This window comes from Ruegeria sp. BHSB064, from assembly GCF_059613205.1.
Genome location: NZ_JBXWSB010000041.1, coordinates 1 through 13561 on the forward strand (window position 1 = coordinate 1; position 13561 = coordinate 13561).

The window sequence follows — 13561 nt, forward strand, 5'->3', positions numbered from 1 at the left end:
AATAACCTCAGCGCGCCCGCCTAACTCATTCCCAAGATGCCCCCAGTCTCTCCTGAGCGTCACCGCCGCTTCCGCCGCGTCCCAAGCGCCTCACCAGCGCCGGTGAAGGGGTATTTACGGATTAGGTCTGGGACCTGCAACCCCCAATTTGAAAAAACTTCACATTTCTCATCGTTTTCTTCAGTTCGTTAATGAAAACAACATATTACGTTAACAAATCAATCTCGCAGATGCGCTTTGAGCGCTCGGGAAACCTGAGAAACTAGGTGAAACGGACTTCAGAGGCGGAATCGCGATGCGCAGAAGATCATCGGTACCCCAAAAGCCATTGCGGGCCGCCTCTTTGCGGAGGCCGTACATTGGAGTGACAACTTAAAGGCCTTGGTAACTGACTTGGCGTTATAATTGTTTTTTTACTAAAATCCCGCAGTGTTCCCAAAACCGCTAGATCAGGACGCCAAAGACCCAGCGGCCACTGCTGAAAGAAGTTGGGAGCACAGTATTGCAATTCGACTATGTCATCGTCGGCGGCGGTTCGGCGGGATCTGTACTGGCACATCGCCTCAGCGAAGATCCCACCAAACGCGTGTGTGTGCTTGAGGCCGGAGGTCGCGGCGATGGCATGGTTGTCCGGGTGCCATCCGCTGTTGTTGCGGCTTTGCCGGGGCGACCTCGAATTAACAACTGGGCCTTCGAGACCGTTCCGCAACCGGGTTTGAATGGACGCAAGGGCTATCAACCACGTGGTAAGGCTCTGGGCGGTTCAAGCGCGATCAATGCGATGCTCTATATCCGGGGGCAACGACAGGACTATGATGGATGGGCGGACCTAGGGTGCGATGGGTGGGATTGGACCAGCGTGCTGCCCTATTTCAAGCGCGCTGAGAATAACGAGCAAGGCGCAGATGACATGCATGGCGATAGCGGACCTCTGCATGTCTCGCACCAAAAAGAACCACGCCCCGTCACCCGCGCCTTTGTTGAAGCCGCTGAGCAATTGCAACACCACAGCACAAACGATTTCAATCGCGGTGATAATGAAGGCGTCGGGTTATATCAGGTCACTCAATTCCACGATCCGGCAAAGAATGGTGAGCGGTGTTCTGCAGCAGCGGCGTATCTGTTTCCAGCGCTGAACCGCCCCAACCTGACTGTCATCACACATGCCCATGTCAAAGAGCTGGCGTTTGAAGGAAGACGCGCCAGCGGTGTGACCTATCAGGTAAAAGGCAAAGGCGCAGACATCACAGTGACAGCCACGCGCGAAGTTTTGCTGTGTGCCGGTGCTTTGAAGTCGCCACAATTGTTACAGCTATCCGGCATTGGTGCTGTAGCTGATCTGAAACAGCACGGAATCCCAATACGTCATGAGTTGCCAGGCGTAGGGCAAAACCTGCAAGACCATCTGGATTTCATTCTCACGTACCGCAGCAAAGACACAAACACATTCGGCATTGGTCCTGTTGGGGCCGCCCGACTGCTTGGGCATATTCGCAGGTGGTGCAAGACAGGTGTATCCATGGCCGCCACCCCGTTTGCCGAAGGCGCGGCCTTTCTGAAAACCAGTCCGGATCTGGAGCGGCCGGATATTCAGCTGCATTTCACAATTGCAATAGTCGATGATCACGCACGCAAACTGCATTACGGATACGGTTATGGTTGCCATATCTGCAAGTTGCGCCCGGACAGCCGCGGAACAGTCGGGCTGCGCAGTGCTGACCCGATGGACGTACCCAACATCGACCCGGCCTTTTTGTCAGACGACAGGGATCTTGAAACAATGATCAAGGGCGCGCGTATGACAAGGGACATCCTCGAAGCGCCTGCTTTGGCGAAATACCGACACAAAGAGATGTTCGGAACAGACAGCGCCCAAACCGACGCGGATTGGGAAAAGCACATCCGCGACCGCGCGGACACAATTTATCATCCGGTCGGCACCTGCAAAATGGGGCGCGACTCGATGGCTGTAGTGGATCCCGAACTGAGGGTACATGGAATCGAAGGGCTGCGCGTCGTCGATGCGTCGATCATGCCAACACTGGTGTCTGGCAATACAAACGCGCCAACCATTATGATTGCGGAAAAAGCAGCGGACATGATCAAGGCAGCAGCGGGTTGAGATGCTACTGGCCTTTCATCAAGGCGTCTAACCCGACCCTGTAATTGGGATAGATCAAAGTCACGCCAAGCTCGTCCTTGATCCGACTGTTCCGCACACGCTTGTTTTCATTATAGAAGCTGCGCGCCATTGGCGACAGATCGGCCTCTTCAAAGGAAACCGTCGGCGGAAGGGGAAGACCTTGTAGCTCAGCAGCGTAACCGATGACGTCCTGGGGCGGGACGGGTTCGTCGTCACATACATTGTAGACGCGACCCGGATTGGGCTTGGTCATCGAGGCTTCGAGGATTTGCGCGATGTCATCCACATGAATGCGCGAAAACACTTGTCCCGGCTTGATGATACGTCGCAACCCACCGCGTTTAAGCTTGGAAAAGGGACCTCGGCCCGGGCCATAGATGCCAGCCAGCCGGAAGATATGTACCGGCAGGCCGGGAATAGATGACCATTGCTGCTCGGCCAACATGCGCCATTTGCCGCGTTTGGCGGTCGGAGCCGGAGGTGTGTCTTCGTCAACCCATCCGCCTTGATGATCGCCATAAACGGCAGTTGTCGACAAATACCCAACCCACGTGAATTGAGCCGCGCGGCGGGCGATTTCCTCACCCAGCGCCGCCAAAACCGGATCACCTTCTTCACTCGGGGCAGTCGAAATCAGCAGATGAGTCACCCCATCAAGGTTCGGTTCCTGTCCCGGCCAGATCAACGGCTCTGCACCTGAGGCCCGGATTGACTCCATACCTCCGCTGTCTCGCGTGGTGCCGGTAATGCGCCAGCCTTTAGGTGCAATGCGTTGGGACAAGGCCTGGGCGGAATAACCATGGCCAAATGAGAAAAGCGTCTGAGTCATGCCCCTTTGATGAGCCTCAGAGCACCGGGATGCAAGCGCTGCATGGACGCACTTGAATCGAATCTTTGGATGCGGCTTTCTGTTGGGTATGAGCGACAAGAAACCCGATTTGCATTCGGCCTACGCGCTGAACTCTCCTACTGAACACAAACGTCTCTATGCGGAATGGGCCGGGGATTATGATGATGGCTTCGCCGCGCGCGAAGACTACCAGCTTCAAACCCATACGGCGCGGGCATTTGTGGGTGCGGGCGGTCAGGGCCCGGTTCTGGATGTTGGCGCAGGCACAGGTCTGTGCGGCGCAGTGTTGTCCGGGCTCGGCGTTGGGCCTATTGATGCGACCGATATCAGCGCGGAAATGCTGGATCAGGCCATGCGCAAGGATATCTACCGCGACGCGATCGAAGCAGACTTGACCCAGGGCATTCCGGTACCGCGTGAAAGCTATTCCGGCATCGTCTCATCCGGGACCTTCACCCACGGCCATCTCGGCCCCGAGGTCTTTCCCGCGCTTTTGCGTGTCGCACGGCCTGGTGCGCAGTTCGCTCTTTCGATCAATGCCCGTCATTTCGAAAAATTGGGTTTCGCAGAAAAACTGCGTCAATTGGAACAGGGTCAGATTCGAAATCTGACCCTGCCCGAAGTTCGTATTTATGGCGATCTTGCTGCTGGTCCCAACAAAGACGACACGGCGTTCATTGCTTTGTTTGAGCGGGTTTAAACCAAGGTAATCAGACCGAAACCATCAGGTGTACATCTGCTTTTTGTACGCGCGCGTACGCGCTGTCGCCTCAGCCGAGCCATCGTGGTAGGTGCCGAACCACTTGTCGAACGGGATTTCGGATGTGCCGTAGTTGCACTCGAAATACCTGTGGTGAAGCTGGTGGAAGAAATCCCCAGCCCGCGCGGCCTCGGTCTCGCCAGCTTTCAATTTTTCGAACCCTGAATGGGACAGAACCGGACTGATCTGCTGGAATGAACTGTGAAACAGCAGATGCAGCGGATGAGACGGCACAATCAGGTGGATGAAGTAGGTGGTGAAATAAAGCAGGTTTTCATACCAGTGGTTCGAAATCCCAGACCAGGGCCCGATATTGACATTGCGGTGATGCACGGCGTGGACGTGTTTGTAGAGCTTTGGGTGATGCTCTAGCCGGTGCACCCAGTAAAAGTGCAAGCCGGACCACATCGGAATGAACATCATCCAGACCACAAACCAAATCGGAGCTTCAGCCCAGGTGATCGTCGGCGCCCAGCCGTTGGCCATCGCCCAGTAAATGATCCACTGATAAACGGTGGCCACTGTCATAGCGCTGCCCAGCGTCCACCAGATATTGTCCCAAACCTGATTGCGGAAGGTAAACGTTCCGTTGTTCCGCGTAAGATCCCGGCGGTCGAACTTTTTATACATGCCCTGCCCTTTGCGCATGTAAAGCCACCAATGCAGTCCCCCAGCCACCAGGATTTGCGGCACCATGTTCAACAGCCAGATCCGAAACATCCAGCCGGGCGCAAAGCTCTGCATTGTCTCTAATGCAGGGAAAAAGAAGACATAGGCAATTACCGCCAGAACCATGCACAAGGTCAGGGACGTAATCTGCAACCACGCGCCACTGTACCATTTCAACACGGCTGCGGGGCGCGGTGGCCAGCTGAACAGCGGGTTCAGACCCACAGGACCTTCGGGGTGATAGTGCCAGCGGGCGGTTTCGGGATCCGGGGCGATATCGGTCATGATGCTCTCTTTGGGATGTGCAGTCAGGTTGCGTAGTCCGATTCCTCTGCATCGAGAATCGCCTTGATCTCGCGCAGGTGGGCTTCGGCCTGGTCGGGGTAGTCGTCCAGCTCTTGTGCGGTTTTCTCGGCAATCTCATCCGACAACACGCGCAAAGGCAGGCCCGTTTGCAACGCGCGGATATATGTCTCGGCCGCGCGTTCAAAGTAATACAGCCGGTTGAACGTATCCGCAGGATCGCTGCCGATGATCAGAACGCCGTGATTGCCCATGATCATGACCTTCTTCTTCGGGTCCGACAGCATCCCGGCACAGCGTTGGCCTTCGCTTTCAAAAGCCAGACCGCCGAACTCTTGGTCAATCACGTAGCGATTGTAGAACGTTGCTGTGTTCTGATCGATCGGCGGCAAGGTGCTGTCGGCCAACGAAGCCAGAACAGTCGCAAAGATCGAATGCACATGCATAACACAACGCGCGTGCGGGCAATGACGATGGATAGACCCATGCAATCCCCAAGCGGTGGGATCCGGCGCGCCGGGTTGGGACATCACGTCCGGATCATTGGCATCCAACAGCAGCAAGTCCGACGCGCGGATGCGTGAGAAATGCGCCTGATTGGGGTTCATCAGGAACTGCGTGCCGTCCTCGTTCACAGCAAGGCTGAAATGGTTGGCAACAGCCTCGTGCATGTTCAAACGCGCGGTCCAGCGGAACGCGGCAGCCATATCAACACGCTCGGACCAGTGGTCGATATTGGTTCGAAGGTTGGTGACACTCATGCGTTGGCTCCTGTTGCGGCTGACCTTGGATAAAGCCTGCATTTGACTTGCGCATTTGACCAACGAAAAAAACAAAGCTATCCCATTAGCTGAACTTATGCCGAGGTTATGTCGATGCAGAACAAGCTGCCTCCGCTGGGCTGGCTGCGCACGTTTGAGGCCGCAGCACGGCATCTGTCATTCACCGGCGCAGCGCGGGATCTGAACATGACGCAAAGCGCCGTCAGTCAGCAGATCAAATCGCTGGAAGGCCATCTGGGGCAGCCTTTATTCCTGCGCCGCCCCAAGGCGTTAGAACTGACCGAGGCCGGAATCACCTATTTGCCTGTGGTCCGGGAAGCCTTTCGGACGCTTATGCGCGGCACACAGGCTGTCACAGGTGCGCAGCCAAACGCTGTTCAGGTGCAGTGCAATATCAGCTTTGCCGTCAATTGGCTGGCCCCGCGCCTGCCGATGTTTCGGGCCGAGCATCCTGATGTGCAGCTAAACATCTTCACCGAACTCTGGGAACCGCGAGAAATGGCCGAAGGCGCAGCGGTTGAGATTCGCTTCTCGTTGCGGCCATCGGACACCACCCGGACCGAGATACTGCGCACTGAACACTATTACCCGGTCTGTGCCCCGGGGTACCAAGTGAGCCTGGACGATCTTCAGGAAAAGCCATTGTTCGATTGCTCCAACCTGCTGTCCAATTGGTCAAGCTGGGCGGAAGAACAGGGTCTAACATGGGAAAATCCGTCGATTACCTATGCAACAACCTATCTGGTCTGTCTTTCTGCAGCTATGGCAGGTGGGGGCCTGTGTCTGGCACATGACGCCATTGCACAACACCTGATCGAACACGGGCAGCTTGTCGCGCCTTTCGAACATCGCGCGCCCATGCCCGAGGCATATTATCTGCTGTTGTCCCCACAGGCCGAGGACACACCCGGAGCCGTGGCCTTTGCGAATTGGGTTCGGCGCGAGATTGGATCGGCCACGTAGCCCGGCAAGTTTTCGCCCTTGCCCAAGGACAGTGCGCATCTTTCCAATGGTCAGTCGGCAGGAGCGCACTGCAAGCGAATGCAGGGCAAACAGGAATTTACAATCTGATTGTGACAGCACAGAACCGGGGTTGCACCCGCTGGCGCATTCGTGAAAGTTGAGCCATGGAATACACACCTTTCCCAAGCTGGCCCGATGTCGCCCCCAAATTGATCGCAGTTGCCGCCGGACGGGACGCCGCCGACACCGTAATTCAGGGTGGAATCTGGGTAAACGTACATACACGCGAACTGTTGCCGGATTATTCGGTTGCAATTGCAGCCGGGCGGGTTGCTTTTGTCGGGTCTGACGCCTCGCATTGCATTGGCCCGGAAACACAGATCATCGACGCGCGTGGCCGCTATATTCTGCCCGGCCTGTGCGACGCGCATATGCACATCGAATCCGGTATGCTCACCCCAGCCGAATTCGCTCGTGCGGTTATCCCGCACGGCACGACCAGCATGTTCACCGATCCGCATGAGATCGCCAATGTGCTTGGTCTGGACGGCGTGCGCATGATGCATGACGAAGCGATGATGCAGCCCGTCAATATCTTCACCCAGATGCCGTCCTGCGCGCCATCTGCACCGGGGCTGGAAACGACCGGTTATGAAATCACGCCCGAAGATGTGACGGAAGCCATGAGCTGGCCCGGTATCATCGGGCTGGGTGAAATGATGAATTTCCCGGGTGTAATCCATGGCGACCCTAAGATGCTGGCCGAGATTGCAGCCACGCAACGGGCGGGTAAAACCGTGGGCGGACATTACGCTTCGCCCTATTTAGGATCTGATTTTGCCGCCTATGTGGCCGGTGGACCAGCGGATGATCACGAAGGCACCTGCGAAGCCGACGCCATTGCCCGGGTGCGGCAGGGAATGCGGTCGATGATGCGTTTGGGCTCGGCCTGGTATGATGTCGAAAGCCAGATCACCGCCGTGACCGAGAAAGGGCTGGACCCGCGTAACTTCATTCTGTGTACCGATGACTGCCACTCTGGCACATTGGTGAATGACGGGCACATGAACCGTGTCGTGCGCCACGCCATTGCTTGTGGATGTGACCCTTTGATCGCTTTGCAAATGGCGACGATCAACACGGCCACACATTTTGGGCTGGAACGTGAGATCGGGTCCGTGACACCGGGGCGCAGGGCAGACATCCTTCTCAGCTCGGACCTGACGAGCCTGCCGATCGAGACAGTGATCGCCCGTGGGAAAGTGGTTGCGGAAAACGGTGAAATCGCGGTGGATTGCCCGCATTTGAACTGGCCCGAAAAGGCACGCAACACCGTACATTTAGGGCACGATCTGAGCGCGACTGATTTTGAGATCAAGGCACCAGATGGGGCGAACCGGGTGCAGGCTAATGTTATCGGTGTGGTGGAAAACCAGGCCCCGACCAAAGCGTTGAAAGCTGAACTGCCGATCATTTGTGGGCTGGTCGAGGGCGAAGGTGAAGTTTGCCAAATCGCTCTGGTCGAACGGCACCGCGCGACAGGTGGTGTAACCAATGCATTTGTCTCGGGATTTGGCTATCAGGGCAAGATGGCGATGGCCTCGACCGTTGCGCATGACAGTCACCACATGATCGTCGTTGGTACGGACCGGGAACAGATGGCCTTGGCCGCCAACCGTCTGGCCGAAGTCGGCGGTGGCATCACCCTGTTCCGGGACGGACAGGAACTGGCTTTGGTGGAATTGCCCATTGCGGGCCTGATGTCCGACAGCCCCGCCGCCGACGTCGCCGCAAAAGCCGACAAGATGGTGCAAGCCATGCAGGATTGCGGCTGTCAACTGAACAACGCGTATATGCAGCACTCTCTACTGGCGCTGGTCGTGATTCCCGAACTCAGGATATCGGACCTCGGGCTGGTAGACGTACGCACCTTTGAAAAAATCGACCTTCTGGAACCTTTGGCATGACGACACTTCTGACCCCTGAATCACAAACGCCAGAGCAATTCACCGATCCGGCAGCCGCCGTTGCCCGTCTGGAAGAGCTGTACACACAAGCCACCGAGTTCCTGTGCGACAGCTTTTCAAAGGCGATGCAGGAAGGCGCACCATCGGCACGATACAGAGCCTATTACCCGGAAATTCGCATTCGAACTTCTACCTATGCACAAGTCGACAGCCGCCTGAGCTTTGGGCATGTCTCTGAACCCGGCGTCCATGCCACCACCGTGACACGGCCCGATCTGTTCCGGTCTTACCTGACCCAACAGATTGCCTTGCTGATCAAGAATCACGGCCAGCCGGTGACAATTGCAGCCTCGGACACACCAATCCCGGTGCATTTCGCAGTGGCGAACAACTCTGATCTGGTTGTGCCGCATCAGGGCGCCGCCGCCTTCACCCTGCGCGATGTGTTTGACGTACCGGATCTAAGCACAACCAACGACGATATCGTCAACGGTGTGCATGATCATGAAGACGCTGTTGGGCCCTTGTCGCTGTTTACCGCCCAACGCGTGGATTATTCGCTGGCCCGTCTGGCGCATTACACCGCAACGGATGCGAGTCATTTCCAGAACCATGTGCTGTTCACGAACTATCAGTTCTATGTCTCGGAATTCGAAAACTACGCCCGCGAGCAATTGGCAGACCCCGCCAGCGGCTATACCAGCTTTGTCTCAACCGGAAATGCCGAAATCACGGATCCCGAAGCGGCCATTGAACAACCCCTGAAACTGCCGCAGATGCCGACCTATCACCTAAAGCGTGAAGACGGGTCTGGAATAACCTTGGTGAACATCGGCGTTGGTCCATCAAATGCAAAAACCGCAACAGACCACATCGCCGTTCTGCGCCCACATGCCTGGTTGATGGTTGGCCATTGCGCCGGGTTGCGCAACACGCAAGCCTTGGGCGACTTTGTACTGGCCCATGCCTATCTGCGTGACGACAAGGTTCTGGACGACGACCTGCCGGTCTGGGTGCCGATTCCTCCGCTGGCCGAGGTTCAGGTGGCGCTGGAACGCGCCGTCGCTGAAGTGACAGAGTTGGAAGGGTATGAGCTGAAACGGATCATGCGGACAGGTACTGTGGCCTCGGTCGATAATCGCAACTGGGAATTGCGTGATCAAACCGGTCCTGTCCAGCGCCTCAGCCAATCGCGTGCAATTGCGCTGGATATGGAAAGCGCCACCATCGCTGCAAACGGCTATCGCTTCCGCGTACCCTACGGCACTTTGCTGTGCGTTTCAGACAAACCGCTGCATGGCGAATTGAAGCTGCCGGGTATGGCATCGTCCTTCTATACCACTCAGGTCAGCCGTCATCTGGCCATCGGTATCAAGGCGATGGAGCACTTGCGCGGCATGCCGCTGGAGCGGTTACACAGCCGGAAATTGCGTTCCTTTGACGAAACAGCCTTCCTCTGACGCAAAAAAGCAACGTTTTCCCCATATTTTTAGGGGTTTCAGCGCTACTATTCGTTGTGTTCGCCCACAATATCCCGTTACAGTTACGCGGTGAGGCCCTATAGATCGGGCACGTTAAGGAGACCAAGAAATGGCAAAGCCTATGACTAAGACTCAGCTGGTTGCTGCTCTCGCTGAGGAAATGGGAACCGACAAGAAATCCGCGAATGCGGCGCTGGAGGCCATCACCGGCCTGATCACCCGCGAAGTTTCTGCCGGTGGCGCAGTCACCCTGCCCGGCGTTGGCAAAATCTACTGCCGCGAGCGCCCCGAGCGTCAGGTTCGCAACCCGGCCACTGGTGAGACCTTCACCAAAGAAGCCGACAAGGTTGTGAAAATGACCATCGCAAAAGCGCTGAAGGACAGTGTGAACGGCTAAGTTCCGTCTTTTCGACATGATCAAGGGCCGCCATTTGGGGGCCCTTTTTCTTTGGCCTCAGTTTCTTTGGCCTCAGTGCAGACTGAGCAACACCTCAAGATCGCGGCGGCTTAGCCGCTCCATCAGCGATCGTTCGTCTGACGTCAGCTTCGCATCACCGCGAATGTATTTTTCCAGATGCAAGGCAATGTCGCTGGTCGGTCGGTAATACAGATCGGGATCAAGTTGGCTAAGCGCATCCACAAGACGCATCAGAATTTTCTTCTGCTTCTCTGAATCCAGATCTTTGCGTTTTTCTTCCAGCACTCTGCGAACCTTTCGTCGTTCCCGGTGAAATATAGGGCAAACCCGATGATCGCCAAGATGCGACGAAAAAGGGGCACCGTTTTGGGTGCCCCTCGTATCAGTGATGTGATCGACGATTAGTGAACCGTCTCAACCTTGTGGAAATCCAGATCACGGTCTTCGGGCATCGCATCGATGCTCAACACCTCTTTGCGCTTGGCGATCAGGATATAGACGACGCAGGCCAGATACAGACCAACAACCACAGCTCCGATCCACTGGATTTGCAACCATTGGCTCTGGAACAAAAGGGTCAACACAAACAACAGCACAACGTTGCCCGCCACATAAGGGGCCTTGCCGAACCGCTCAACCGTCATGTTCAGGTTGTCCGTGTAGAGACGGATCAGCGAGTCGAGCGAGTTGATCACAAAGGTCACGCCAACGATCACCATCGCGATGTTGGTGATGCCAGCGGTGCTGATGCCGTTGAGGTGGTAATAGTACAGAACCGTAAACCAGATCCCAAGCGGGATGGACGGAAAGATCAACAGTGCCGCCAGCAATTGCCACGTCGTCAGACCACCCACAAAACGCGAGGTAAACTGACCGATCATGATCGACCATGCAAACCACCAGAACAGGTAGAAGGCGTGATAGTCGGTCAGCGGCAGGACAAACTTGTGCAGGTTGGCAAAATAGGCCCCAACATTGCTGCCGGTTTCCACAAAGCCAGTTACCCCCATGCCTGCTGCGGCCCACATGCCCAGGATCAGTGCCAGGAACAGGAAGGTCGAACCTACCGACAGAATACGCACGTATTTCAGATCGGTCGAGGAATAGGCCGCTGCCAGGATGACCACGAAGACGATGATATAGAAGGTGGTTACGACGGACTCGCCGTCTCCGACCTCGGGCAGATAGCCGGGCAGATAGATCAGGAACAGGCTGGCGGTGAAGGCACAGGTGCCAATGATGACCACGTTGTTGATCAGCTTGACCAACGGGATCTCAAAGAACTTCACACGCGGTTCGATCACGCAGAAGTAAAAAGCTGTCAGGAAGTAGAACGCCCAGATCAGGAAGCCCCAGAACCCAAACTCGATCGCCAGCGGATTGGCGAATGCATAGGCTGGATCTTCGGCATACCCGCCAAATTCGGTCAGCGGGAACATGATCAGGCCAACATCCAGACCGGATGTGAACAGGATCGCAATGAACGTGAACAGATGAACTGGCGTTACGCCAACACAGCGCAGGTTCCACCATTTCACGACGAAGAAAGCGACCAGGCCCAATGCCAGCAGGACGCCGAAAGATAGAATGTACTCCAGAAGCACTGACAAACCTCCCTTGTTTGGTCAGATCATCACGCCGTTATAGTTTATTGGCTGATCAATCAATAAAAACATGCACAAATCACACCGCATGTTACCTGCGTGTCTTTTTTGGCGCAGGCAGCTTGCGGCAAGTTGGAAAATCGGGAACAGTCCGCCCAACATAACAGGGGGTCTCCATGGATCTGCGCGCCATTGCCATGGGGCTTACATTTGCCCTGATCTGGTCGTCTGCTTTTACGTCGGCGCGGATCATCGTGGCGGACGCCTCTCCTTTGTTTTCGCTGGCCTTGAGGTTTCTGATCTCTGGCGTCCTGGGCGTCATGATTGCAAGGGCAATGGGCCAGAGCTGGAACCTGACCCGAAACCAATGGCGTGCCACGATCCTGTTCGGAATTTGCCAAAATGCCCTTTATTTGGGTCTGAATTTCTACGCGATGCAAACTGTTGAGGCTTCGGTTGCCGCGATTATCGCGTCGACAATGCCCCTGGTGGTGGCTTTGGCCGGTTGGCTAATCTTTGGCGACAAGTTACGCCCGCTTGGCATTCTTGGGCTGTTCGCTGGTTTCGCCGGGGTAGCCTTGATCATGAGCAGCCGAATAGACGCCGGCGTGGACATGTTCGGCGTTATGCTCTGCGGCATCGGCGCACTGGCTTTGACCTTTGCCACGTTAGCCGTTCGCGGAGCGACCTCCGGCGGGAACTTTATGATGGTGGTGGGGCTTCAAATGCTGGTTGGCTCAGCGGCCTTGTTTGTCGCGGCACCTGTCTTTGAAACCATCTATATTCGCCCAACACTGCCACTGGCGTTGGCGTTCACTTATACCACTTTGTTCCCCGGGTTGCTGGCGACACTGATCTGGTTCCTGCTGTTGGACCGCATCGGTGCCGTGCGGGCGGCGACATTTCACTTCCTGAACCCTGTTTTCGGGGTCACAATCGCAGCAATCCTGCTGGGTGAGAAACTGGACACAATGGACGCCGTTGGCGTTGCCGTTACAACGCTTGGTATTCTTGCGGTTCAACTCTCGCGCCAACCCGCTCAGGGCAGCAAGGCTTCGACCTGAGTCAACAGCTTACGTGAGTCGGGTTTGACGTTTGACCCATAGGTCGCAACCACTTCACCTGCTGGGTCAATCAGGATCTTGTTAAAGTTCCATTTGGGCGTGAACCCAGTCTGGGCGGCGACGGCTTTGTAAAATGGATGAGCGTCTTCCCCCTTGACCGGTGTAATATCCGTCATCGGCAGCGTGAGCCCATAGTTCATCTCGCAGAACTGTTTTACCTCTTCCGCGGACTCAAGTTCCTGATTGAACGAATCTGAGGGGACCGCGAGAACGACCAATCCTTTGCTGGAATAGGTCTCATGTACCTTTTGTAGAGCCTCATATTGCCCGGTGAACCCACAGTGTGACGCGGTATTGACCACCAGCACGGGTTGGCCACGCCAATCTTCAATGGCCAATGTGCCCCCGTCGATCGAGGCGAACTCACCGGTCACCGGCGCAGCCTGAACGGCGCGACCCAGTAAGATCAGGGCAGTCAACAGCAGCAATCTGAACATGTCTTGTCCTCCCTTTAAATCTGATACGCGGTTCAGCATCCATCAGATCACTTGCACGAC

The 13561-nt window shown here is 56.0% G+C and carries 13 protein-coding genes; 7 read left to right on the top strand and 6 right to left on the bottom strand.

Annotation, left to right across the window (positions count from 1 at the left end):
- Positions 1-502 precede the first annotated feature (502 nt).
- A complete protein-coding gene (locus AC2FNU_RS11730; RefSeq protein ID WP_496788222.1) occupies positions 503-2122 on the top strand; it encodes a GMC family oxidoreductase in 1620 nt (539 codons plus the stop codon).
- Positions 2123-2126: 4 nt separating this feature from the next.
- Here the strand turns inward: AC2FNU_RS11730 and AC2FNU_RS11735 are convergent, their stop codons facing one another.
- Entirely contained in the window at positions 2127-2972 is an 846-nt protein-coding gene (locus tag AC2FNU_RS11735) for an SDR family oxidoreductase (protein ID WP_496788224.1), read from the bottom strand.
- 88 nt (positions 2973-3060) lie between these two features.
- Between AC2FNU_RS11735 and AC2FNU_RS11740 the strand changes: the two genes are divergently transcribed.
- Positions 3061-3693, top strand: coding sequence for a class I SAM-dependent DNA methyltransferase (locus AC2FNU_RS11740; RefSeq protein ID WP_496788226.1), 633 nt, complete (start codon positions 3061-3063; stop codon positions 3691-3693).
- Positions 3694-3717: 24 nt separating this feature from the next.
- On the opposite strand, the gene AC2FNU_RS11745 is transcribed toward AC2FNU_RS11740, so the two are convergent.
- Both AC2FNU_RS11745 and AC2FNU_RS11750 read right to left on the bottom strand, forming a co-directional pair.
- Entirely contained in the window at positions 3718-4707 is a 990-nt protein-coding gene (locus tag AC2FNU_RS11745; RefSeq protein WP_496788228.1) for a sterol desaturase family protein, read from the bottom strand.
- Between the two features lie 23 nt (positions 4708-4730).
- Positions 4731-5486 carry a class II aldolase and adducin N-terminal domain-containing protein gene (locus AC2FNU_RS11750; protein ID WP_496788230.1) on the bottom strand — a complete coding sequence of 252 codons (756 nt, stop codon included), beginning with the start codon at positions 5484-5486 and terminating at the stop codon, positions 4731-4733.
- A 114-nt stretch (positions 5487-5600) separates the two neighbouring features.
- Between AC2FNU_RS11750 and AC2FNU_RS11755 the strand changes: the two genes are divergently transcribed.
- From AC2FNU_RS11755 to AC2FNU_RS11770, 4 genes are all read left to right on the top strand, one after another.
- On the top strand, positions 5601-6470 hold the full coding sequence (locus AC2FNU_RS11755; RefSeq protein WP_496788232.1) for a LysR substrate-binding domain-containing protein: 870 nt from the start codon (positions 5601-5603) through the stop codon (positions 6468-6470).
- 164 nt (positions 6471-6634) lie between these two features.
- Positions 6635-8437 carry an adenine deaminase gene (gene ade / locus AC2FNU_RS11760; protein ID WP_496788234.1) on the top strand — a complete coding sequence of 601 codons (1803 nt, stop codon included), beginning with the start codon at positions 6635-6637 and terminating at the stop codon, positions 8435-8437.
- A complete protein-coding gene (locus AC2FNU_RS11765; RefSeq protein ID WP_496788236.1) occupies positions 8434-9897 on the top strand; it encodes an AMP nucleosidase in 1464 nt (487 codons plus the stop codon). Before ade ends, AC2FNU_RS11765 begins: the two co-directional genes overlap by 4 nt.
- A gap of 130 nt (positions 9898-10027) precedes the next feature.
- Positions 10028-10315 (top strand): HU family DNA-binding protein, encoded by a 288-nt coding sequence (locus AC2FNU_RS11770; RefSeq protein ID WP_068347305.1) that lies wholly within the window; start codon positions 10028-10030, stop codon positions 10313-10315.
- A 72-nt stretch (positions 10316-10387) separates the two neighbouring features.
- Here AC2FNU_RS11770 and AC2FNU_RS11775 read toward each other — a convergent pair whose 3' ends face one another.
- Both AC2FNU_RS11775 and AC2FNU_RS11780 read right to left on the bottom strand, forming a co-directional pair.
- Entirely contained in the window at positions 10388-10621 is a 234-nt protein-coding gene (locus AC2FNU_RS11775; protein ID WP_496788238.1) for a hypothetical protein, read from the bottom strand.
- A 116-nt stretch (positions 10622-10737) separates the two neighbouring features.
- Positions 10738-11934: a BCCT family transporter gene (locus AC2FNU_RS11780; protein WP_496788295.1), complete on the bottom strand. Its 1197-nt coding sequence runs from the start codon at positions 11932-11934 to the stop codon at positions 10738-10740.
- Positions 11935-12116: 182 nt separating this feature from the next.
- Here AC2FNU_RS11780 and AC2FNU_RS11785 point away from each other — a divergent pair, with 182 nt between their 5' ends.
- A complete protein-coding gene (locus tag AC2FNU_RS11785; protein ID WP_496788240.1) occupies positions 12117-13004 on the top strand; it encodes a DMT family transporter in 888 nt (295 codons plus the stop codon).
- On the opposite strand, the gene AC2FNU_RS11790 is transcribed toward AC2FNU_RS11785, so the two are convergent.
- Positions 12980-13501 (bottom strand): glutathione peroxidase, encoded by a 522-nt coding sequence (locus tag AC2FNU_RS11790; protein WP_496788244.1) that lies wholly within the window; start codon positions 13499-13501, stop codon positions 12980-12982. The genes AC2FNU_RS11785 and AC2FNU_RS11790 overlap by 25 nt on opposite strands.
- Positions 13502-13561: the final 60 nt, after the last annotated feature.

Excerpts from the sequence above, each read along its gene's own strand:
- AC2FNU_RS11735 (WP_496788224.1), bottom strand. The coding sequence starts at position 2,972 with ATGACTCAGACGCTTTTCTCATTTGGCCATGGTTATTCCGCCCAGGCC.
- AC2FNU_RS11740 (WP_496788226.1), top strand. The coding sequence starts at position 3,061 with ATGAGCGACAAGAAACCCGATTTGCATTCGGCCTACGCGCTGAACTCT.
- AC2FNU_RS11745 (WP_496788228.1), bottom strand. The coding sequence starts at position 4,707 with ATGACCGATATCGCCCCGGATCCCGAAACCGCCCGCTGGCACTATCAC.
- AC2FNU_RS11750 (WP_496788230.1), bottom strand. The coding sequence starts at position 5,486 with ATGAGTGTCACCAACCTTCGAACCAATATCGACCACTGGTCCGAGCGT.
- AC2FNU_RS11755 (WP_496788232.1), top strand. The coding sequence starts at position 5,601 with ATGCAGAACAAGCTGCCTCCGCTGGGCTGGCTGCGCACGTTTGAGGCC.
- ade (WP_496788234.1), top strand. The coding sequence starts at position 6,635 with ATGGAATACACACCTTTCCCAAGCTGGCCCGATGTCGCCCCCAAATTG.
- AC2FNU_RS11765 (WP_496788236.1), top strand. The coding sequence starts at position 8,434 with ATGACGACACTTCTGACCCCTGAATCACAAACGCCAGAGCAATTCACC.
- AC2FNU_RS11770 (WP_068347305.1), top strand. The coding sequence starts at position 10,028 with ATGGCAAAGCCTATGACTAAGACTCAGCTGGTTGCTGCTCTCGCTGAG.
- AC2FNU_RS11785 (WP_496788240.1), top strand. The coding sequence starts at position 12,117 with ATGGATCTGCGCGCCATTGCCATGGGGCTTACATTTGCCCTGATCTGG.
- AC2FNU_RS11790 (WP_496788244.1), bottom strand. The coding sequence starts at position 13,501 with ATGTTCAGATTGCTGCTGTTGACTGCCCTGATCTTACTGGGTCGCGCC.